General features: G+C 71.6%; 15 protein-coding genes and 1 tRNA gene. 6 read left to right on the forward strand and 10 right to left on the reverse strand.

Going from position 1 to position 19241, the window contains the following annotated elements:
* Positions 1–10: 10 nt before the first annotated feature.
* Positions 11–802, reverse strand: coding sequence for a transglutaminase family protein (locus B7K26_RS09990; RefSeq protein WP_084079041.1), 792 nt, complete (start codon positions 800–802; stop codon positions 11–13).
* 12 nt (positions 803–814) lie between these two features.
* Positions 815–3166, reverse strand: coding sequence for an AAA family ATPase (locus tag B7K26_RS09995; protein WP_084079042.1), 2352 nt, complete (start codon positions 3164–3166; stop codon positions 815–817).
* A gap of 81 nt (positions 3167–3247) precedes the next feature.
* Between B7K26_RS09995 and cls the strand changes: the two genes are divergently transcribed.
* Positions 3248–4696, forward strand: coding sequence for a cardiolipin synthase (gene cls / locus B7K26_RS10000; RefSeq protein WP_084079043.1), 1449 nt, complete (start codon positions 3248–3250; stop codon positions 4694–4696).
* Here cls and B7K26_RS10005 read toward each other — a convergent pair.
* Positions 4668–5270 (reverse strand): helix-turn-helix domain-containing protein, encoded by a 603-nt coding sequence (locus B7K26_RS10005; RefSeq protein ID WP_084079044.1) that lies wholly within the window; start codon positions 5268–5270, stop codon positions 4668–4670. The two genes, cls and B7K26_RS10005, sit on opposite strands and share 29 nt — an antisense overlap.
* Before the next feature lie 55 nt (positions 5271–5325).
* Here B7K26_RS10005 and B7K26_RS10010 point away from each other — a divergent pair, with 55 nt between their 5' ends.
* The 3 genes from B7K26_RS10010 (at position 5326) to B7K26_RS10020 (ending at position 8787) form a co-directional block, all read left to right on the forward strand.
* Entirely contained in the window at positions 5326–6510 is a 1185-nt protein-coding gene (locus B7K26_RS10010) for a benzoate/H(+) symporter BenE family transporter (RefSeq protein ID WP_084079045.1), read from the forward strand.
* A gap of 68 nt (positions 6511–6578) precedes the next feature.
* Positions 6579–7400 (forward strand): Sir2 family NAD-dependent protein deacetylase, encoded by an 822-nt coding sequence (locus B7K26_RS10015; RefSeq protein WP_084079208.1) that lies wholly within the window; start codon positions 6579–6581, stop codon positions 7398–7400.
* 109 nt (positions 7401–7509) lie between these two features.
* Positions 7510–8787 (forward strand): Glu/Leu/Phe/Val dehydrogenase, encoded by a 1278-nt coding sequence (locus B7K26_RS10020; RefSeq protein WP_084079046.1) that lies wholly within the window; start codon positions 7510–7512, stop codon positions 8785–8787.
* Between the two features lie 76 nt (positions 8788–8863).
* Here B7K26_RS10020 and B7K26_RS10025 read toward each other — a convergent pair.
* Both B7K26_RS10025 and B7K26_RS10030 read right to left on the reverse strand, forming a co-directional pair.
* Positions 8864–8939 (reverse strand) — tRNA-Ala (locus B7K26_RS10025).
* Between the two features lie 62 nt (positions 8940–9001).
* Positions 9002–9733 (reverse strand): SDR family NAD(P)-dependent oxidoreductase, encoded by a 732-nt coding sequence (locus tag B7K26_RS10030; RefSeq protein WP_084079047.1) that lies wholly within the window; start codon positions 9731–9733, stop codon positions 9002–9004.
* 283 nt (positions 9734–10016) lie between these two features.
* On the opposite strand from B7K26_RS10030, the gene B7K26_RS10035 reads away from it, so the two are divergent.
* A complete protein-coding gene (locus B7K26_RS10035; RefSeq protein WP_084079048.1) occupies positions 10017–10748 on the forward strand; it encodes a sulfite exporter TauE/SafE family protein in 732 nt (243 codons plus the stop codon).
* Positions 10749–10777: 29 nt separating this feature from the next.
* Positions 10778–12301: a PLP-dependent aminotransferase family protein gene (locus B7K26_RS10040; RefSeq protein WP_084079209.1), complete on the forward strand. Its 1524-nt coding sequence runs from the start codon at positions 10778–10780 to the stop codon at positions 12299–12301.
* A gap of 87 nt (positions 12302–12388) precedes the next feature.
* On the opposite strand, the gene B7K26_RS10045 is transcribed toward B7K26_RS10040, so the two are convergent.
* The 5 genes from B7K26_RS10045 to B7K26_RS10065 all read right to left on the reverse strand — a co-directional run bounded on the left by B7K26_RS10045 (position 12389) and on the right by B7K26_RS10065 (position 19228).
* The gene (locus B7K26_RS10045; RefSeq protein ID WP_084079049.1) at positions 12389–13756 is read right to left on the reverse strand and encodes an aspartate aminotransferase family protein; all 1368 of its coding nucleotides are present in this window, start codon (positions 13754–13756) and stop codon (positions 12389–12391) included.
* Positions 13757–13783: 27 nt separating this feature from the next.
* On the reverse strand, positions 13784–15466 hold the full coding sequence (locus B7K26_RS10050; protein WP_084079050.1) for an amidohydrolase: 1683 nt from the start codon (positions 15464–15466) through the stop codon (positions 13784–13786).
* 39 nt (positions 15467–15505) lie between these two features.
* Positions 15506–16564 carry an ABC transporter ATP-binding protein gene (locus tag B7K26_RS10055; protein ID WP_200811086.1) on the reverse strand — a complete coding sequence of 353 codons (1059 nt, stop codon included), beginning with the start codon at positions 16562–16564 and terminating at the stop codon, positions 15506–15508.
* On the reverse strand, positions 16561–17559 hold the full coding sequence (locus B7K26_RS10060; RefSeq protein ID WP_084079051.1) for an ABC transporter ATP-binding protein: 999 nt from the start codon (positions 17557–17559) through the stop codon (positions 16561–16563). The genes B7K26_RS10055 and B7K26_RS10060 overlap by 4 nt, the downstream gene beginning before the upstream one ends.
* A gap of 88 nt (positions 17560–17647) precedes the next feature.
* Positions 17648–19228, reverse strand: coding sequence for an ABC transporter substrate-binding protein (locus tag B7K26_RS10065; protein WP_084079052.1), 1581 nt, complete (start codon positions 19226–19228; stop codon positions 17648–17650).
* Positions 19229–19241 lie beyond the last annotated feature (13 nt).

Genomic DNA, 19241 nt, shown 5'->3' on the forward strand with positions numbered 1-19241 from the left:
CCGCCTCGCGTCAGGTGAGCGCGACGGCCACCGCAGGGTCGTCCTGCGGCAGCGCCTCCGCGACGGCCATGACCTCCATCGAGACCAGCTCGACGGGCTCGCCGATCGTGGTGAGGAAGGCCGTGTCCGCGGCGTCGCGGCCGGTGGCGATCCGCACCAGCGAGGCGCGGGGAGCGAGCCCCGTCGCGTCGACCACCCACCAGCGGCCGTCGACCATCGCCTCGGCGACGGCGTGGAAATCCATGGGGTCGAGCCCCGGCGCGTAGACGGCCGCCACGCGCGCGGGCACGTCGAGCGCGCGCAGGAGGGCCACCACCACGTGCGCGAAGTCGCGGCACACTCCCTGGCGCGCGAGAAGCGTCGCGGCGGCGCCGTCCGTGGGCCGCGAGGAGCCCGAGACGTAGGCGAGCTGCGCGTGGACCAGGGCGGCGACGTGACGCACGAGGTCGTGGCCGGTGCGTCCGCCGGCCTCCGCGAGCGCCACCTGCGCGAGGGTGTCGGACTCGCAGTAGCGGCTGGGGCGCAGGTAGGTCACCTCGTCGAGGGCCGATGCCGCGGCCGGCTCGGCCGCTCCCGTCACCACGGCGCGGTAGGTCACGTCGACGCGCCCGGCCGTGACGTCCACGCTGTGGAGTCGGGTGCCGTGGGCGTCGATCAGCTCGGTGGGCGCGAGGGGGCGGCCGTCGAGCGTGATGGTGAGGCGCTCGTCGGCGTCGTGCCCCTGGGCGACGGCGATCGCGAGGATGAGCCGCGCGTCGCCGGCGGCGTCCAGGCTCATCGTGGAGGTGACGGTGCGGGTCATGCCCGCATCGTCTCACCGCGCGTCGAGCCAGGCGAGGAACGCGTCCGCGTCGATGACGGGCTTGCCGTAGTCGGCCGCCTTGCGGGCCTTGCCCGACTGCGTGCCGCGCTCCGCGACCACGAGGATGTCCGTGTGTGTCTTCGTGACGCTATCGACCGGGGTCAGCCCGGCGGCGGCAGCAAGGCGCTTCATCCTCTCCCTGTCGAGGACACCCCGGTCGGCCGTCACCACCGTGCCCGTGAAGCACACGCGCGCGCCCGGCGTGAGCAGCGCGGCGGGGTCGGCGGGGCCGGCGACCTCCAGGCCCTCGGGCAGGACGGTGACGCCGAAGTGGGCCTCCGCGGCGCGGACCCGGTCAAGCGCCTCCTGATCGCGGTCGATGACGCGGTCCCACGCGACGGCGAGGAAGCCCGCGAGCACCGCGGCGGGGTCGTCGTCCGCCGCGAGATTGCCTCCCACCACGAATGCCTCGGGCCCCGTGACCCCCACGTCGCCGCTTGTGCGCGCCATCAGGTAGCCGCGTCCGCGCGGCAGCGGAGAGAAGCCGGTGCCGCCCCCGGCGAGCGGGTCAGACGTGAAGTCGTGCCAGCGGGTGGCGGCGTCGCGGATCACGCGGGCGCGCTCGAGGGCCGTGGGGGCGGTCAGCAGCGCGCGCTCGTCGGCGGTGAAGGCCCCGCGAGGCACCTCGGACCCCAGCGCCATGGGTTCCACGACGCCGTGCCGCTTGAGTTCGAAGTCGATCCAGCCCAACTGCTGGTCGATGCCCACCCCCACCGGCACCCTGCCGGCCAGCAGCGGCGACAGCGACGCCCACGCCTCCGCGAGGACCGGGGCAAGCTGAACATCGCGGGTGGTGAGGCCGAAGCGCGTCTGCGCCTCGTACAGGTCGCTCGTGGGGTTCACCACCGTGGTGGCCTCGTCCCCGTCGTCGGTCACGACGGCGATCTCGACGGGCCGCGGCCGGTACCGGTCCCCCACCTGACCCACGGTGAGGAGGGCCAGGTACGCCTCGCCCACCACCGCATCGGCCGACCGTGAGCCGGCGGTGAGGAAGCGGCGGATCCGCACGTCGGTCTTGAGGTCGCGCGGCAGCACGTCGCGCTTGAGCACCAGGCCGGCGAGGCTCGTGCAGCGGCTGAGCGCCACATACAGCTGGCCGTTCGCGAACGTGCCGCCCGTGAGGTCAACGATGACGTTGTCGAGCGTTTGGCCCTGGCTCTTGTGAATCGTGATGGCCCAGGCGAGCTTCATGGGCAGCTGGGTGAAGGTGCCGACCACCTCGCGGCCCAGCCCGTCGCCGGTCACCGTGGGGCGCGTCACCTCCCACGTGTGCGACTCGACGTCGACCACGTCGCCGCCGCGGGTCTCAACACGCACCAGGGGGCCGTCGCGGGTGTCGAGGAGGGCGACCACGCGGCCGATGGTCCCGTTCACCCAGCGGTCGTAGGGGTCGTTGCTGAGCAGCATGACCTGGGCACCCTCGGCGAGCTCGAGGGTGTCGTCCGCGGGAAGTTCGAAGCCGTCCATGTCGCCGCGCACGGACGCGCGGTAGGTGCGGCGCGGGCCGGCGAGGCGTTCGAGCATCTGCCGGTTGCGGGTGCGCACGATGCGGTTCGTGGTGGCGAGGGTGAGCCAGAAGTCGTCCTCGGGCGGCTCGAATTCGGGGTCGGTCCGCTCGTTGAGCTCGCGCCGCGCGTCCTCGAGGAGGGCGCCCTCGCGCACGGCGTTGAGGATGTCGACGAGGCGCGCGTCGCCGCTCTGGCGGAACACGTGCGTGAGCTCCACGACCGGAAACGCCGCCTCGTCGAAGCGCCGCGCGGAGAAGAAGTAGGGGGTGCCGTAGCGCTCGTCGAAGTAGTCCACCTCGCCGTCGCGGACCACGGGCGGCAGCTGGTGGAGGTCGCCCACCAGCACCAGCTGCACGCCTCCACAGGGCTCGCCGGGGTGGGGGCCGAACCTCTCGAGCGCCGCCACAAGCGCGTCGAAGAGGTCGGCGCGCACCATCGACGCCTCGTCGACGATGAGGATCTCAAGTTCCTTGAGCGTCGCGGCAAACCTCCCCGGGTAGTAGCCGCGGCTCGCGACCGTCTCCTCGGTGATGCCCATCGGGAAGGAGAACAGCCGATGAATCGTGTAGCCGTCGACGTTGAGGGCCGCGATGCCGGTGGGGGCGACGGTGACGGCCTTGCGCCCCGTGGTGGCAAGGAAGTGCCGCACGAGGGTCGACTTGCCAGTGCCCGCCCGCCCGGTGAGGAACACGTTGGCGCCCGCGTGGAGCAGCTCAAGGGCACGCTCGAACTCGTCGGTGAGCGTGATCGGCGGCACGCCCTCCTGCGGCTGCGAGGTGCGGGCGCGGGCGCTCATGGTGGTGCGAGCCTATCCGCGCTTGCGACCCCACATGCCACGCGGCGGGCTTCCCGGGCGGCCTCCCGTACTCTGACGGCCATGCTCTCGGATCACGCCACGCTCTACGCCATCGTCTCGGGGGTGCTGATTGTGCTGGCCGTGGCAGTCATCCCGCCCCGCAGACGACCCACCGCGGGAATGGCCTGGATCCTCCTCATCGTCATCCTGCCCATCCCCGGATGGCTGGCCTTCCTGCTGCTGGGGCACTACAAGCTGCCCCGGTCGCGCCGCGACGTTCAGGCGCGCATCAACGCGACCATCGACGCACAGGTGGTGGAGGCCAAGAAACAGATGGGGGACGGCGTCATCGACGCCGCCGTCAGCCCGACGTACCGCTCCGTCGAGCGGCTGGCGACGGGCTACGGGCGCCTGCCCGTCATGGCGGGAAACTCCGTCGAGATCCTCACCGACTACGGCGCGTCGCTCGACGCCATCGTGCGCGACATCGACTCCGCTCGTCAGGCGGTGTGGGTCGAGTACTACGCGATGACCCTCGACAGCGCAACGCGGCCGTTCTTCGAGGCGCTCGCGGCGGCGAAGCGACGTGGGGTCGACGTCAGGGTGCTCTATGACACGTGGGGATCGCGGAGCTACGACGGCAAGAAGCCCATGCTGGAGTTCCTGGAGTCCGCGGGCATCGCGTACCGCGCCATCCTTCCGTTGCGCCTTCCCGGCACGGGGTACGTCAGGCCCGACCTGCGCAATCACCGCAAGATCGTGGTGGTCGACAACGCGATCGGCTTCACGGGTTCGCAGAACATGATCGACCGCACGTATCACCGCAAGGACGACATCTACTACGACGAGTTGGTGGTCCGCGCGTCGGGACCGATCGCGCTCGAGCTCGCCACCCTCTTCATGACCGACTGGGTCTCGGAGGGCGGATCGTTCGACGATCCGATTCGGCCGATGAGCGCCGACCCGTCCGCCCTGCCGGGCGCCTCCATGCAGGTCCTTCCCAGCGGACCCGGCTTCGACGGCGAGAATAACCTCGCGGTCTTCACCCACCTTTTGCACCTTGCCCGCACGGACATCGCCATCGTGAACCCCTACTTCGTGCCGTCCGAGGCGCTGCTGGAAGCGATCATCTCCGCCGCACATCGGGGAGTGCGGGTGCGCATGATCAACTCGGAGGCGATGGACCAGTGGATGATCGGCTACGCGCAGCGCTCCTACTACGGGGTGCTGCTCGAGGCGGGCGTCGAGATCTACCTCTATCGCGCGCCTACCCTGCTGCACTCGAAGTACATCGTGGTCGATGGCGAGGTCGCGATCGTGGGCTCCAGCAACATGGACATGCGCTCGTTCGAGCTCAACTCCGAGCTCTCGCTGATCTGTTACGACGAGGCGGTCGCAAGGGAGATGACCGCCATCACGGCCACCTACCAGGCGGCCTCGAACCGGCTCACGCTCGACGCGTGGCGGCAGCGCCCCCGGTACCGGCGAACCCTCGAAAGCATCACGCGGTTGACGTCGGCGATCCAGTAGTGCCTCGGGGCCCGCTGTTTCGGCGCTCCGTCGGAGTGCGGATGATGTTGAGCGCGTGGGCAGCGCCGTCCAGCGCCTCATAGGTGTGAGGGCCGTCGGCGGGGAACGCGTGCGCCTCGCCCTGGCTCATGACGCGCTCCTCACCCGCCGCGCCCGCGCGCACGCGGCCGGCCGTCACCAGGACCTGCTCCGTCACGCCCGGCCCGTGGGCGTCCGAGCGGTGGACGGCGCCCGGGGTCAGCGCGAGCGCGAACACCTCCACAGTGGCATCGGCGTCCTCGCGCACGTCGAGCAGCCGCGCCACGATGCCGGGCGAGGCGACCTCGGCCCCCGTGCGCTCGGCGAGCAAGGCGGACAGCGGCAGGCCGAGCGCGCCGGCGAGGGAGTACAGGGTCGACAGCGTCGGGTTGCGCACGCCGTTTTCGATCTCGGACAGGGAACCCTTGCCGATTCCCGCCGCGGCGGCGATGGCTCCCAGGCTGAGCCCCTGTGCCATGCGGGCGCTCCTGGCTCGCTGGCCGACCTCGGCCGCGAGCCCGGGGGTCGCGGCGGGGGCATCATCGGCGGCTGGCATGCGGCCACTGTAACTGGGGTTCTGTTCATGGAACTCGAGCGCTAGTGTTCCATCTATGGAACGCTCGCTCCTCACGGCCGTGTCGACGGGGGTCGTCACCGCCCTCGTCGGCTTCGGCAGCTCCTTCGCCGTCGTCCTCGCGGGACTCGGCGCCGTCGGGGCGTCGTCCGCCCAAGCCGCCTCGGGGCTCATGGCGCTGTGCGTGACGCAGGCGCTCGCGATGCTCTACCTGTCGTGGCGCCACCGCATGCCGCTCACCATCGCGTGGTCCACGCCGGGCGCCGCCCTGCTCGCCACGCAGGGGTACGCGGACGGCGGCTGGCCTGCGGCCGTGGGCGCGTTCCTCGTCACGGGAACACTCATCCTCGCGTGCGGGCTGGTGCGCCCCCTCGCCCGGGCCGTGGCGGCGATCCCTACGTCGCTCGCCCAGGCCATGCTCGCCGGGATCCTGCTGCCGTTGTGCCTCGCGCCCTTCCTCGCGCTCGAACACGAGCCGTGGCTCGTCGGTGCCCTTCTCGTCACGTGGGTGGCGCTGATGCGATTCGCCCCGCGCGCGGCGACGCCCGTGACGTTCGCGGTCGCCATCGCGGTGGTGGTGGCGACGGCGGGCGGCGCGTCCGTGGCGGCGCCCGCCCTGACGTTTACCGCGCCGGCCCTCACCTGGCAGGCAGCCCTCGGCATCGCCGTCCCGCTCACCATCGTGACGATGGCGTCCCAGAACGTCCCGGGCGTCGCGATCCTCGCGGCACACGGCTACACGGTGCCGTGGCGCAGCGCGATGCTCACCACCGGCGTGGGCACCCTCGTCGGCGCGACCGCGGGCGGGCACGCCATCAACCTCGCCGCCATCACCGCCGCCCTTCCCGCGTCGGAGCAGGCACACCCCGACCCGCGACGCCGCTGGCTCGCCACGTCCGCCGCCGGGGCGTCGTACCTGGTGCTCGCGCTCGGCGCCGGCACCCTCACGGGGCTCATCGGCGCCGCGCCTGAGGGTCTCATCGAGGCCGTGGCCGGGCTCGCGCTACTGGGGACCTTCGCCTCCGCGGTCACGGGGGCCATGGCCGATGGGTCCGATCGGGTCCCCGCGGCGCTGACCCTCCTCATCGGCGCCTCCGGCATCGCGATCGCGGGCATCGGCTCCGCGTTCTGGGCCCTCGCCGCGGGGCTCGCCGTGCGGACGCTGTGGCGCGCCACCCGCCCCTCGTCCTCGACCACCCGGGAGGCCGTGCGACCATCGTGAGAGGGACATCGGCCCGCGGCAGGAGGATTCACGTGACGACGGACGCCCCACGGACCGACCTCGACTCGATGCTCTCCGACGCCCGAGCGCTGCTGGCCGGCCGCACCCTGGCCGTCCTCACGGGAGCGGGCCTGTCGACGGACTCCGGCATCCCGGACTATCGCGGCGAGAACTCCCCGCGGCGCACCCCCATGACGTTTCAGGACTTCGTGGGCGACGCTGCCCACCGGCGGCGCTACTGGGTGGGGTCCCACCTGGGCTGGCGGGCGTTCTCCGGCACGCTTCCCAACGCCGGCCACGAGGCGCTCGCCGCCATGGAGGCCGCGGGAGTCGTAACGGGCCTCATCACCCAGAACGTGGACGGGCTCCACCTGCGGGCGGGCTCGCGTCGCGTCATCGAGCTGCATGGCGGCATGCGGCACGTGGTCTGCCTCGCCTGTCACACCGAGTTCCCGCGCGACGAGATCGCGGGCCGGCTCGAGCGCGACAATCCCGCGCTGGCGACCCCCGACGCCGTGGAACTGGGACCCGACGGCGACGTCCTTCCCGAATCGTGGGAGCACGTGACCGTGCCCGACTGCGAGGTGTGCGGCGGGATCCTCAAGCCCGATGTGGTGTTCTTCGGCGAACTCGTCCCAGCAGACAGGAGCCGCGCCGCCGAGGCCATCATCGACGAGGCCGGGGCGCTCCTGGTCGCCGGCTCCTCGCTTGCCGTGAACTCGGGACTGCGCCTTGTCGCGCGGGCACAGCGTCGCGGCGTCCCCATCGTGATCGTCAACCGCGGTGCCACCAAGGGCGACCGTCGCGCCGACCTCACCATCAATGCCGGGACGAGCGAGACCCTTGCCGGCCTGGCGGCGGCGCTCACGGCATCGGGCGCCCGCACGTAGTCACGCCCCGGCTCGGGCGACTCCTGGCCCCCTCACCTCCCGCACGTCTGGAGCCTCCGCTCGCGCGGGCCCGCTCCTACGGTGAGATCACCGCCAGGAAGGAGCCCCCATGACCACCGTCGCCCACCCCGCGGCCACCGCATCGGCCACCCGCCCGCTCGACGAGGCGCGCACGCAGCTCGCGCACGCCGTCGACAGGCTGGGCCTCGACGAGGGCCTTCACCGGATGATGGCGCAACCGCGCCGCGAGATGACGGTCCTGGTGCCGCTGCGGCGAGACGACGGCACCCCCACCGTCGTCACCGGCCACCGAGTCCAGCACAACTTCTGGCGCGGCCCCACCAAGGGCGGGCTGCGCTTCTCGCCTCACGTGGACCTTGACGAGGTGCGCGCGCTGGCGATGTGGATGACCTGGAAGTGCGCGCTGGTCAACCTTCCCTACGGCGGCGCGAAGGGCGGCGTCCGCATCGACCCCCGCAGCTTTTCCCCCGCGGAGCTGGAGCGCGTCACCCGCCGCTACACCGCGGAGATCCTGCCGATCATCGGTCCCGAGGTCGACATCCCCGCCCCCGACGTCGGCACCGACGAGCAGACCATGGCATGGATGATGGACACGTACTCTGTGAGCCGCGGGCACACGGTGCCGGGAGTCGTGACGGGCAAGCCGATCGCACTCGGCGGCTCGCAGGGCCGCGCCGAGGCCACGTCCCGAGGCGTCGCGCACCTCGCCCTGTTGGCGTTGGAGTCCCGAGGGATCAGGGCCGATGCGGCGACTGCCGCCGTCCAGGGCTTCGGCAAGGTGGGACGCGACGCTGCGCGCTTCCTCGCCGAGGCCGGGGTGCGTGTGGTGGCGGTCAGCGACGCCGACGGGGCCGTGGCCGACGAGGCCGGCATCGACATCGGCCGCCTCGCCGCCCACGTCGACCGCACGGGCACCGTCGCGGGCTTCGCCGAGGCATCGGCCATCCCCGCGTCCGAGGTGGTCCTCGCCGACGTCGACCTGCTGGTGCCGGCCGCCATCGAGGGCGTCATCACGGCGGACAACGCCGCGAGCGTCCGGGCGCGCGTCATCGTCGAGGGCGCCAACGGCCCCACCACCACCGCTGCCGACGCGATCCTCGCCGCGCGCGATGTCCTGGTGGTGCCGGACATCCTTGCCAATGCCGGCGGGGTCATCGTGTCGTACTTCGAGTGGGTGCAGGGAAACACGGCGCTGTGGTGGTCAAAGGGCGAGGTGGAGCAGCGGCTCACCAGGCTGCTCGAGGAGGCGTGGGAGGACGTGCGGGCATACTCCGCCCGGACCGGCACCACGCTGCGCGAGGCGGCGATGTGTCGCGCGGTGGCGCGAGTCGCGGAGGCCCAGCGGCTGCGCGGGCTGTACCCGTAGGGCGACACCCGGCCGCGGCGGACACGCCCGGCCGGGAACGCGAAAGGGCCGCACCTTCCGGTGCGGCCCTTTTCCTTGGTGGAGCTGAGGGGAATCGAACCCCTGACCTTCTCATTGCGAACGAGACGCGCTACCAACTGCGCCACAGCCCCAAGGCGGGAACTAGGTTATCACCCTCGCGGGGGTGGTGGACACCACCGCGCCCGCCCCTCGCCTACAGGTTCCGGTGCACCACCTGCGCGCTGGTCTGCGCGGTCGCCAGCATGAGGATCTGGTCGATGTTGACGTGCTGGGGACGCGAGGCGACCCAGCGGACGGCGTCGGCGATGTCCTCGGCGGTCATGGGCTGCACACCCTCGTAGACCTTCGCGGCCTTGTCCTCGTCGCCGCCAAAGCGGACGATCGAGAACTCCGTCTCCACCATGCCGGGGTCGATCTCGCTGACGCGCACGGGCTGGCCCAGGAGCTCGATGCGCAGCACGCGCGTGAGCGCCGCCACGGCGTGCTTCGCGGCGTTGTACCCGCCACCGCCCTTGTAGGGCTCGCGAGCCGCGATGGAGCCGATGTTGATGACCTGGCCATCACCTGACGCGACAAGCTTGGGCAGCAGCGCCTTCGTGACGCGCACCGTGCCGAGCACGTTGACGTCCCACATCCACTGCCACTCGTCGATGTTCGCGTCTGCCATCGACGCCGTGCCGAGGGCGCCACCCGCGTTGTTGAGCAGCAGGTCGCACTCGTCGATCGCCCCGCAGAACGCGGCGACCGAGTCCTCGTCGGTGACGTCGAGGGGGATGGCGGTGGCGCCGATCTCGGCCGCGAGCGCCTCGAGCCGGTCCACACGGCGCGCGCCGATCACGACGTTCCAGCCGTCGGCGGCGAGCGCCCGCGCGCTGGCGGCACCGATCCCGCTCGAGGCTCCCGTGATCACAGCGGTCTTGGCCATCGTCTCTCCTTGAGGTTGGGGCGTGCGGCGGGTCTCCCCGCCGGGCGAGGGGCCGATGCGCCACGTGCGCATCGGATGCAGGTCCAGGGTGCCCGGCACTGGCCGGGCGGGCCAGGGCCAGTATGCGCCCACGCCCGGGTACCACCCTGTTTCGGGCGCGTAACGGGGCGCGCGCTTCCGCGTAACACCTGTCCATTAACCTCCCCGCCATGTGGACCTGGCTCGATCAACACCCCTGGTGGAAGCCTGGTTGCATGACCACTTTCGCGCCCGCGAGGCGCCCATGACAGTGGCGCAGTGGGCGCTGGCCGGAGGGGTGGTGGCCATCGCCGCCATCGTCCAGGCCGCGACCGGCATGGGCTTCTCGATCGTGGCCGTCCCCTTCCTCGCCCTCACCGCCCCCGCGCTCGGCACTGTGTCGATCCTGGCCACCACGGTCTGCGTCATGGCGCTGGTGACCTGGCGCGAGCGCCACGCCCTGTCACTCGCCGACCTTGGCGTGCTCCTCGCGGGGGCCGCGCCAGGCATCGTCGTCGGCACGCTTCTCGCGCGGGCGACGCCCGAGCGTGCCACCCACGTCATGGTGGGCGCCGTCGTCGTGGCCGCGTCCGCCGCGTCCCTGCTGGCGTGGCGGGTGGCGATGACCCGCACCAGCCTCGCCATCGCCGGCGCATGCGGCGGCGCCCTCACCCCCGTCGCCGCGCTCCCCGGCCCCCCGCTTGCCGTGACCTACCGCCCCGCGGACGTGCATCGCATGCGGGCCACGATGTCGGCCTTCTTCGCGGCCACCTCGCTCGCGTCGATCGTGACGCTCGCCCTCGCGCGCTCGAGCGAGGTCACGCAGGTGGCCCACGAGGCCGCGACGGGGCTCGCGTTCGCGCCCGCCGTCGCGCTCGGCATCGTCCTGTCCGCGCCCCTGGTGCGCCGCCTGTCCCCCACGCTCGTCCAGCGCTCCGCCCTGTGGCTGTCGCTCGCCTCGGGCCTCATCCTCGTCGTCACGGCGCTGATCCCGTGACCGCAGTCCCTGGAGGAACCGTGACCATCATGGAGAACGAGCCGGACGCGGCGGTCGGCGCCCGCGCCAGGCAGTACATCGACCCCGACTCCAAGGAGCCACTCTTCCAGCAGGTGCGCCGCTTCCTCGAACAGTCGTTGCTCGAGGGGCGCTTTCGCGCGCACCGTCCGCTGCCCTCGTCGCGTCACCTCGCCGCGGTCCTCGGGGTGTCGCGCAACACCGTGTCGGCGGCTTACCAGGAGCTCACCGCCCTCGGCCTCGTCGAGTCTCGCCCCCGCTCCGGCCTCTACCCGGTGCCCCAGGAGAAGCCCGCCGTGGCATCGGCCCCCACCTCGGTGTTCCGTGAGCCGCGCCCCGCCACGCGGGCGGGCCAGATCGACTGGGCAGCGCGCCTTCCCGAGCCGCGCGACGGCGACCTCACTCACGCCGCCACGCACCCCGACTGGACGCGCTACCCGTTCCCGTTCCTTCCCGGCCAGCCGGAGCTCGGCATGTTCCCCGCGCGCGCCTGGCTGCGCGCGCTAAACGACGCGCTCGCCGGCCCCCACATCGCGGCGAGCCTGCGCGACAGCGTGGACGGCGACGACGAGGCGCTCGTGAACGCCATCTGCCGCGAGATCCTCCCGCCGCGCGGCATGTCCGTCACGCCTGCCGAGGTGCTCATCACCAATGGAGCTCAGCAGGCGCTGTCCCTGCTTGCCGACCTCCTCACTGGGCCGGGCACCACCGTCGGCGTCGAGAACCCGGGGTACGCCGACGCGTGGCACATCTTCCAGGGGGCGGGGGCGACGCTCGCCCCGCTCGAGGTCGACGGCGCCGGCGCGCGCGTGACCAAGGCGGCCGCGCGCGGGCTCGACCTCGTCTACGTCACCCCCAGCCACCATCACCCGACGGCGACGACCATGACCTACGCGCGCAGGGCAGCACTCCTGCGTGCGGTGCAGGAGGAGGACGCGCTCGTCATCGAGGACGACTTCGACTCCGAGGTGCGCTACCGCGGGCGCCCGACCCCCTCCCTGAAGTCGCTGGACCGCACGGGCCGCGTGATCTACGTGGGTACCTTCTCCAAGTTCGTGGCACCGGGGCTGCGGCTGGGGTTCATCGTGGCCGATGCGACCCTCATCAAGGCGCTGCGCGCCAGGCGGCGTTACCTCACCAAGCACCCCTCGGGGCACCTGCAACGGGCCATGGGCCTGTTCATCGAGACCGGCGAGTATCACCGTGCACTGCGCCAGCACCGCCGCCACCTTGCGCGCAAGTGGGAGGCCGTCGTGGAGGGCCTCGAGACCCACCTCCCCTTCGAGCTGGGTCCGGTGCCGGCGGGAGGCCTGTCCGTGTGGGTGACGGGGCCGGAGGACTTCGACGGCACCCGCACGGCCACCCTGGCGCGCCGCCGCGGAGTCATCGTCGACGCGGGCGAGCGGTTCTACCTCGACGCACCCGAGCGCCACCACCTCCGGGTCGGCTTCAACGCGATCCCTCTTCCCGCGATCTCCCGCGGCACGGAACTTCTCGGCGAGGCCGTCCGCGAACAGCTCGCCTCGGGGCGTTAACGACCGCTCACGGCCCCGCTCCCCGCATGCCGCGGCCCCGCGTCCGGAAGGAGGGGCCGGAGGCGGGGCCGCGGGGTGCGAGCGAGATCAGGCTGCGACAGAGACCCGCTCGCCCTCGTAGGCGGCGTCGGCCACCTCGAGCGCCTCGTCGAGGATCGCGAGCCCCTTGCGGGCGTCCTCGTCGGAGATGTTGCACGCGGGCACCACGTGGATGCGGTGGTACTGGTTGAACAGCAGCAGGCCCGCCTTCCTCGCGGCCCCGAGCACTCCCCCGACGGCGGGCGACGCGCCGCCGTAGGGCGCGAGCGGCTCCTTGGTGTCGCGGTCCTTCACCAGGTCGAGTGCCCAGAACACGCCGAGCCCGCGCACGTCGCCGATCGAGGGGTGCCGCTCGGCCATGGCGCGCAGCTCGGGCCCGAACACCTCCGCGCCTACGCGGGCGGCGTTCTCCACCACCTGCTCCTCATGCATCGCGGTAATGGTCGCGACCGCGGCGGCAGCGGCCAGGGGGTGACCGGAGTAGGTGAGCCCACCGGGATAGGCGGTGTCGTCCCAGGTGGCGGCAACCTCGTCGCGCATGATCACGCCGCCCATCGGCACGTATCCCGAGTTGACGCCCTTGGCGAAGGTGATGAGATCGGGGGTGATCCCGTAGTGGTCGATCGCGAACCACGCGCCCGTGCGCCCAAAGCCCGCCATGACCTCGTCGCAGATGAGCAGGATGCCGAACCTGTCGCACAGCTCACGCACACCGGCGAGGTAGCCGGGCGGCGGCGGCATGATGCCGGACGTGCCGGGAACCGTCTCCAGGACGATGGCGGCGATGGTGCCGGGCCCCTCGAACGCGATGACCTGCTCCAGGTGCTCGAGCGCGCGCTCGCACTCCTCCGCCTCCGTCTCGGCGTGGAAGACCGAGCGGTACAGGAAGGGCCCGAAGAAGTGCGCGGTGCCCGCGGGCACGAACTCGTTGGGCCAGCGACGCGGGTCACCGGTGACCTGGATCGCCGTCGCGGTGGCTCCGTGGTACGAGCGGTACTGCGACAGGACCTTGGTGCGGCCGGTGTGCAGGCGTGCCATGCGGATGGCGTTCTCGATGGCGTCGGCACCGCCGCTGGTGAAGAAGACCTTGTCCATGCCTTCCGGGGCGACGTCCGTGATGAGCTTGGCCGCGAGCGCCCGCTTGTCGTTGGCGTGGGCGGGGGCGATGGTGCACAGGGTGGCGGCCTGGTCCTGGATCGCCTTGACGATCGCGGGGTGCTGGTGGCCCACGTTCGTGTAGACCAGCTGCGAGGAGAAATCCAGGTAGCGGGTGCCGTCGGCGTCCCACAGGTACGAGCCCTCGCCCCCGGTCATCACGACGGGGTCGAGGCTCTTCTGCGCGGACCACGAGTGGAAGACGTGGGCGCGGTCCAGCTCGTAGGCCTCACGGCCGGCCGGATCGGTGGGGATGGGCATGTCAGTCTCCTTGGGTGGTGAGGCGGCTCAGGCGAGGGCCGATGCGGTGGCCGCGGCCACGGGGGACGGGAAGTGGTGGCCGCCGACGACAGTGCCGAGCACGGTGATGTCGCGCAGTTCCTTGGGCTCGGCGACCTCGTACGGGTCGCGGTCGAGGACGGCGAAGTCGGCGTGCTTGCCGGGGACGATCGACCCGATGAGGTGGTCAAGCTTCAGCATGTACGCGGCGCCGATGGTGATGGCGTCGAGGGCCTCCTTGACGGAGATGCGCTCCTCGTCGCCCCACGAGCGACCGGTGGGTGTGCGGCGCTCGGCGGCATACGAGGCGGTGGCCAGCGGGTCGAGCGGCGTGACGGGGGTGTCGCAATGCAGCGCGATGGTGACGCCGGCGTCGATCGCGGTGCGGGCGGCGTTCATGCGGCGCACGCGGTCGGGGCCCACGGTGAGGTCGATGTGCTGGTCACCCCAGTACCAGATGTGGTTGGAGAAGATGTTGGCGCACATCCCCAGCTCGGCCATGCGCTTGTACTGGGCGCGGGTGGTCAACTGCGAGTGGGTGACGGTGTGCCGGTGGTTCCAGCGCGGCGTGCGCGCGAGCTCCTCCTCGACGGCGTCGACGAACACCTCGGTGGCCTCGTCGCCGTTGCAGTGCACGTGGATGTTGAGGCCCGCCTCATGGAAGGCCTTGACCTGCTCGCGGAACACCTCGGGGGTCGAGTTCCAGATGCCGTCGTCGTGGCCGCACACGTAGCCGGGGTCCTGAAGCTTCGCGGTGTGCTGCTGGATGGAGCCGTCGAGCATCAGCTTGATGGTGCCGATCACCAACTTGGGCGACGCGGCGGGACGCAGGGCGACCACGGCATCGGCGATCGCCTTGGCCTCCTCGTAGGAGTGCGTCATGCCGCCAAAGGTGGCGGGCACGATGCGCAGCGCGAAGTCGTCGCGCCTGGTCACGGAGTCGAGCAGCTCGAAGCCACCGGGACGGACCAGGTCGAAGCTCGCGAGGTCGGTCGCGGTGGTGCAGCCGTGGTTGCGGGCGTCGGCGGCGAACGCGTACATGCCCTCCTCGGTGGTCATCCCCTTCGAGAAGTCCACCCCGGTGAGCGCCATGACCGGCATCATCGCGGCCATCTCCTGGAGCTCGCCCGTGGGGAGCCCGTCGGCGCCCTTGACCACTCCCTCGATGTCGGTCGAGGCGTCGAAGCCCGCCTTGTCCAGCAGCACCGAGTTGGCCGTCGAGACGTGGCCGGAGGCGTGCTGGACGAGGATGCCGCGCGTGGCGCTGATGGAGTCAAGGGCGTGGCGGTCGAGCGTGTGGCCCTGGTGGAACAGCATGTCGAGGCCGTTGGCGACAAGGATCTCGCCGGGCGCGAGCTCGGCGTCCCACGCGGTGAGCGCGTCGAGGACGCCCTGCCAGGACTGCGCGCCGGGCAGCGGCGTCCCGTCCGGCGCGGTGCGCGGGAAGTAGCCCAGGAAGTACGGCGTCGACATGCCGGCGCTCATGTGGGAGTGCGCCTCGACGAAGCCAGGGGTGAGGACCTTGTCGGAGTAGCGGTCGTCGACGGTCGCGCCGGGGTACGTCTCGGCGAGGCCCTCGGGGCTGCCGACGGCGAGGATGGTGCCGCCGCGCAGGGCGACGGCGGTGCCCGTGGGGACGGCGTCGTCCAGGGTGCGCACGAGCTTCGCGGTGAGGATGGTGACATCGGACATGTCGGGCTCCTTCGGTTCGGTGGGGTTCGTCTGTGGTGATTAAGCGGTGAGCTGGAGGCCGGAGGCAAGGGCCTCCTGGGCCTCGGCCGGCCGATGGCACGCGACAAGGTGGCCGCTGCCCGGCTCGGACATCGCGGTGGTGGTCAGGGGCGGCGCCTCGGTCCGGCACTGCTCGGTCGCGAGCCAGCAGCGTGAGGCGAAGGCGCAGCCCGTGGGTCGGCTCGCGGGGCTGGGGAGGTCGCCCGTGAGGACGATGCGCTCGCGCTTGGTCGCCTCGGGCTCCGGCACCGCCGAGATCAGCGCTGTCGTGTAGGGGTGCAGCGGGTTCGCCAGCACGTCTGCGGCCGGCCCCACCTCGACGATGCGGCCCAGATACATCACCGCCACGCGGTGGGACAGGTGCCGAATCACCGCGAGGTTGTGGGAGATGAACATGTACGTGAGCTGCTGGCGCTCCTGCAGTTCGAGGAGCAGGTTCAGGATCTGCGCCTGGATGGAGACGTCGAGCGCGCTGGTGGGCTCGTCGAGGACCACCAGTTCGGGCTCCGTCGCGATTGCGCGGGCGATCGCGATGCGCTGGCGCTGGCCACCGGAGAACTCGTGCGGGTGGCGCCATGCCGCGTCCTCGGGCACCCCCACCTGGGCGAGCGCCGCCATGGCCCGCTCGGCAGCATCGGCCCTGCTCACGCCTGCCGCACGCAGCGGCTCGGCGACCGAGCGCTGCACCCGATAGCGCGGGTCGAGTGAGTCGTTGGGGTCCTGGAACACCATCTGGGCGCGCTTGCGGTGCGAGCGCAGCGCGCCGCCGCGCATCGACAGCGCGTCCTTGCCGTCGAAGAAGACCTCACCGGAGGTGGGGCGGCGCAGCAGCAGCGCGGCACGGGCGAGCGTGGACTTGCCGCAGCCGGACTCGCCGACGATGCCCAGCGTCTCGCCGCGCTCGACGGTCAGGGTGACGCCGTCGAGGGCGTGGACGGTGCGCCCCCGGGAGGACGGAAACTCCTGGCGGATGCCGTTCAGCACCATCAGCGGGTCGGTGCCGTGACGGTTCTCGGGACGCAGCGGGGCCATCTCGTCGACGGTGTCCTGGATGCTCATGCGAGCACCTCCTTCCTGGAAAGCGGCAGCTCGTGGGTGCGCCAGCATCGTGCGGTGTGGCCCTCCTCGACCGCCTCCAACTCCTGGGGGGCGGAGCAGCCATCGGTGGCGAAGGCGCAGCGGGCGGCGAACCGGCACCCGGCCGTCGCGCGGTCGGCGTCGGTCACGCCGCCGCGAATCATCGGCAGGTCGACGCGCGGGGCGGTGTGTGTCGTGGGAATTGAGTCGACGAGGGCCGCCGTGTAGGGGTGGCTGGGGCGGGCGAGCACCTCGGACGGCGTCCCCTCCTCCACGATCTGCCCGGCGTACATGACGACCACCCGGTCACACGTCTGCGCGATCACGCCGAGGTCGTGCGAGATGAGCAACACCCCGGCGCCGGTCTCGCGCCTTGCCTTGTCCAGCAGGTCAAGGATCTGCGCCTGGACGGTGACGTCGAGCGCGGTGGTGGGCTCGTCCGCGATCAGCAGGGTCGGGTCCGCCGCCATCGCCATCGCGATGACCACGCGCTGGCGCATGCCGCCCGACAGCTGGTGAGGAAACTGCTGCGCGCGCAGCTCCGGCTCGGGCACCTGCACAAGCGTGAGGAGCTCCACCGCCTTGGCCAGCGCCTCCTTCTTGGAGGCAAGCGAGTGCACGGTGAGCACCTCGGCGATCTGGGCACCGATCCTCATGCACGGGTTGAGCGCGCTCATCGGCTCCTGGAAGATCATCGACGCGGTGGTGCCCCGCACCCCATTCCAGTCTCGCTCGTCGGCATCGGCCATGTCCCTGCCGCCCACGCCGAGAGCGTCGGCCTCGACGACGGCGGTGCCGGGCAGGAGCCCCATGAGCGCGAAGCCGATCGACGACTTTCCGCACCCCGATTCGCCGATGATGCCGACGATCTCGCCGGGCGCGACGGACAGCGTCACGTCGGACACGACCGGGGTGCCGGTGCCGTAGCGGATGGACAGATGCTGGACGTCGAGCGCGGCGGGTGCGGTGGTGGTCATCGTCGCTCCTTCTGTAGGGCCGATGCGGTGGCGGGGGTGGGGGCCCGGTGCGCGGCGGGGGTGGTCACCGCCGCGCACCGGGAGTCCGTCAGGACACCTTCGAGGTGGACGTGAGTCCCTCGCGGTAGGTGTACGGGTCGACCTCGTAGCCGGTCACCGTGTCGCCCCACACCTCGTAGCGCTGGGGGCCGGTGTAGGCGACCAGGACGTCGACGTTCTCGGCGACCATGTCCTCGAGCTCGGCGAGGATCTCGGCACGCTCCGCCTCGTCAAACGTGGAGCGCAGCTGCATGTACAGCGCCACCTCGGGCGAGTCCTCGGTGACGGCGGTCACCATGGGCAGGCCGGGAGTGAGCACGGTGCCGAAGTACGCGGCCGGGTCCGGCTGGTAGACGCCGGGCACGAGGACCAGGTCCTCCCAGGTGCCGGAGATGTACGAGTTCAGGACATCGGCCCACGGCTGGGCCTTGAGCTCGAGCGTGATGCCCGCCTCTGCGAGCTGCTCCTTGAGCACCTCCACCATCGGCACGTCGAGAGCGAAGGCGGCGTCCGATGCGTAGGTGAGGGTGATGGTCGGGTTCTCCTCGCCGGCCTCGGCGAGCAGCGCCTTCGCTCCCTCGACGTCGTGCGTGTAGTTCGGGGTGTCGGCGTCGGGCGCAATGCCTGCGGGGTCACCCACGGGGACCACGAGCGACTGCTCGGCCTCGCCGCCCATGGCGAGGTCGATGAGGGCCTGGCGGTCCATCGCCTTGGAGATCGCCTGGCGCACCTTGACGTCGGCAAGCGGGCCGTCCGAGGCGTTGATGTACATGGTGAGCGATCGCGTCGCGGCGTTCTGGCCCACGGTGAAGCCCTCGGCCTCGAGCGAGCTCACCTGGGTGGGGTCGCGGAACCACGCGAGGTCGGTGCCCGAACGCTGCCGCAGCGCCGATGCGCGGGAGGTCTCGTCGCCGATGATGTCGAACTCGATGGAGTCCGCGTAGGGGCCCTCGTCGCCCCAGTAGTACTCGTTGGCGTCGAGCGTGATGGACACCTGGTCCGTCCAGTCCGCGAGCGCCCAGGGGCCCGTGCCGAGGGCGGAGGTGGTGCGCTCCTCGGGCGTCGTGGACTCGTAGAACGCCTGCGACACGATCGCGTAGCCGCGGTAGGACAGCGTGTTCAGGAGCGTCGCATCGGGCATCGACGTCGTGACCTGAACCGTCGAGTCGTCGAGCGCGGTGACGTCCGCGATGGTGGTGAGGTTGGTGGCGAGCAACGAGTCGGCGCCGCGCATGGTGTTGAGGGAGAACACCACGTCGTCGACGGTGAGCTCGGTGCCGTCGGAGAAGGTGACGCCGTCGCGGATGGTGAACGTGTACGTGGTGTCGTCGACCTGCTCCCAGGACTCGGCGATCGACGGGATCAGCGTGCCGTCATCGTCCTTCGCGATGAGCGGCTCGTAGATGAGGCCGGTGATGTTGAGGTTGGCGAACGCGGTGCCCTGATAGGGGTCGATGCCGCCGGTGACGGGCTGCACGTCGGTGGCGTACACGATGGTGCCGCCTGCTGCCGGCTCTGCCGACCCGGATGCCGACTCCTCGGCGACCGAGCCCGACGAGCAGGCGGCGAGGGTGACGGCGAGGGCGGCGGCGACGGCGGTCGCGCCGAGTCCGCGGATGGGTGTCCTCATGGGGTGTCTCCTG

The organism is Demequina sp. NBRC 110057, assembly GCF_002090175.1.
GTDB lineage: Bacteria > Actinomycetota > Actinomycetes > Actinomycetales > Demequinaceae > Demequina.

Bases quoted from the DNA above. Each gene is read 5' to 3' on its own strand.
- B7K26_RS10030 (WP_084079047.1), bottom strand. From the start codon at position 9,733: ATGGCCAAGACCGCTGTGATCACGGGAGCCTCGAGCGGGATCGGTGCC.
- B7K26_RS10065 (WP_084079052.1), bottom strand. From the start codon at position 19,228: ATGAGGACACCCATCCGCGGACTCGGCGCGACCGCCGTCGCCGCCGCC.
- cls (WP_084079043.1), top strand. From the start codon at position 3,248: ATGCTCTCGGATCACGCCACGCTCTACGCCATCGTCTCGGGGGTGCTG.
- B7K26_RS10015 (WP_084079208.1), top strand. From the start codon at position 6,579: ATGCTCTCCGACGCCCGAGCGCTGCTGGCCGGCCGCACCCTGGCCGTC.
- B7K26_RS09995 (WP_084079042.1), bottom strand. From the start codon at position 3,166: ATGAGCGCCCGCGCCCGCACCTCGCAGCCGCAGGAGGGCGTGCCGCCG.
- B7K26_RS10035 (WP_084079048.1), top strand. From the start codon at position 10,017: ATGACAGTGGCGCAGTGGGCGCTGGCCGGAGGGGTGGTGGCCATCGCC.
- B7K26_RS10020 (WP_084079046.1), top strand. From the start codon at position 7,510: ATGACCACCGTCGCCCACCCCGCGGCCACCGCATCGGCCACCCGCCCG.
- B7K26_RS10005 (WP_084079044.1), bottom strand. From the start codon at position 5,270: ATGCCAGCCGCCGATGATGCCCCCGCCGCGACCCCCGGGCTCGCGGCC.
- B7K26_RS10045 (WP_084079049.1), bottom strand. From the start codon at position 13,756: ATGCCCATCCCCACCGATCCGGCCGGCCGTGAGGCCTACGAGCTGGAC.
- B7K26_RS10060 (WP_084079051.1), bottom strand. From the start codon at position 17,559: ATGACCACCACCGCACCCGCCGCGCTCGACGTCCAGCATCTGTCCATC.
- B7K26_RS09990 (WP_084079041.1), bottom strand. From the start codon at position 802: ATGACCCGCACCGTCACCTCCACGATGAGCCTGGACGCCGCCGGCGAC.
- B7K26_RS10050 (WP_084079050.1), bottom strand. From the start codon at position 15,466: ATGTCCGATGTCACCATCCTCACCGCGAAGCTCGTGCGCACCCTGGAC.
- B7K26_RS10040 (WP_084079209.1), top strand. From the start codon at position 10,778: ATGGAGAACGAGCCGGACGCGGCGGTCGGCGCCCGCGCCAGGCAGTAC.
- B7K26_RS10010 (WP_084079045.1), top strand. From the start codon at position 5,326: ATGGAACGCTCGCTCCTCACGGCCGTGTCGACGGGGGTCGTCACCGCC.
- B7K26_RS10055 (WP_200811086.1), bottom strand. From the start codon at position 16,564: ATGAGCATCCAGGACACCGTCGACGAGATGGCCCCGCTGCGTCCCGAG.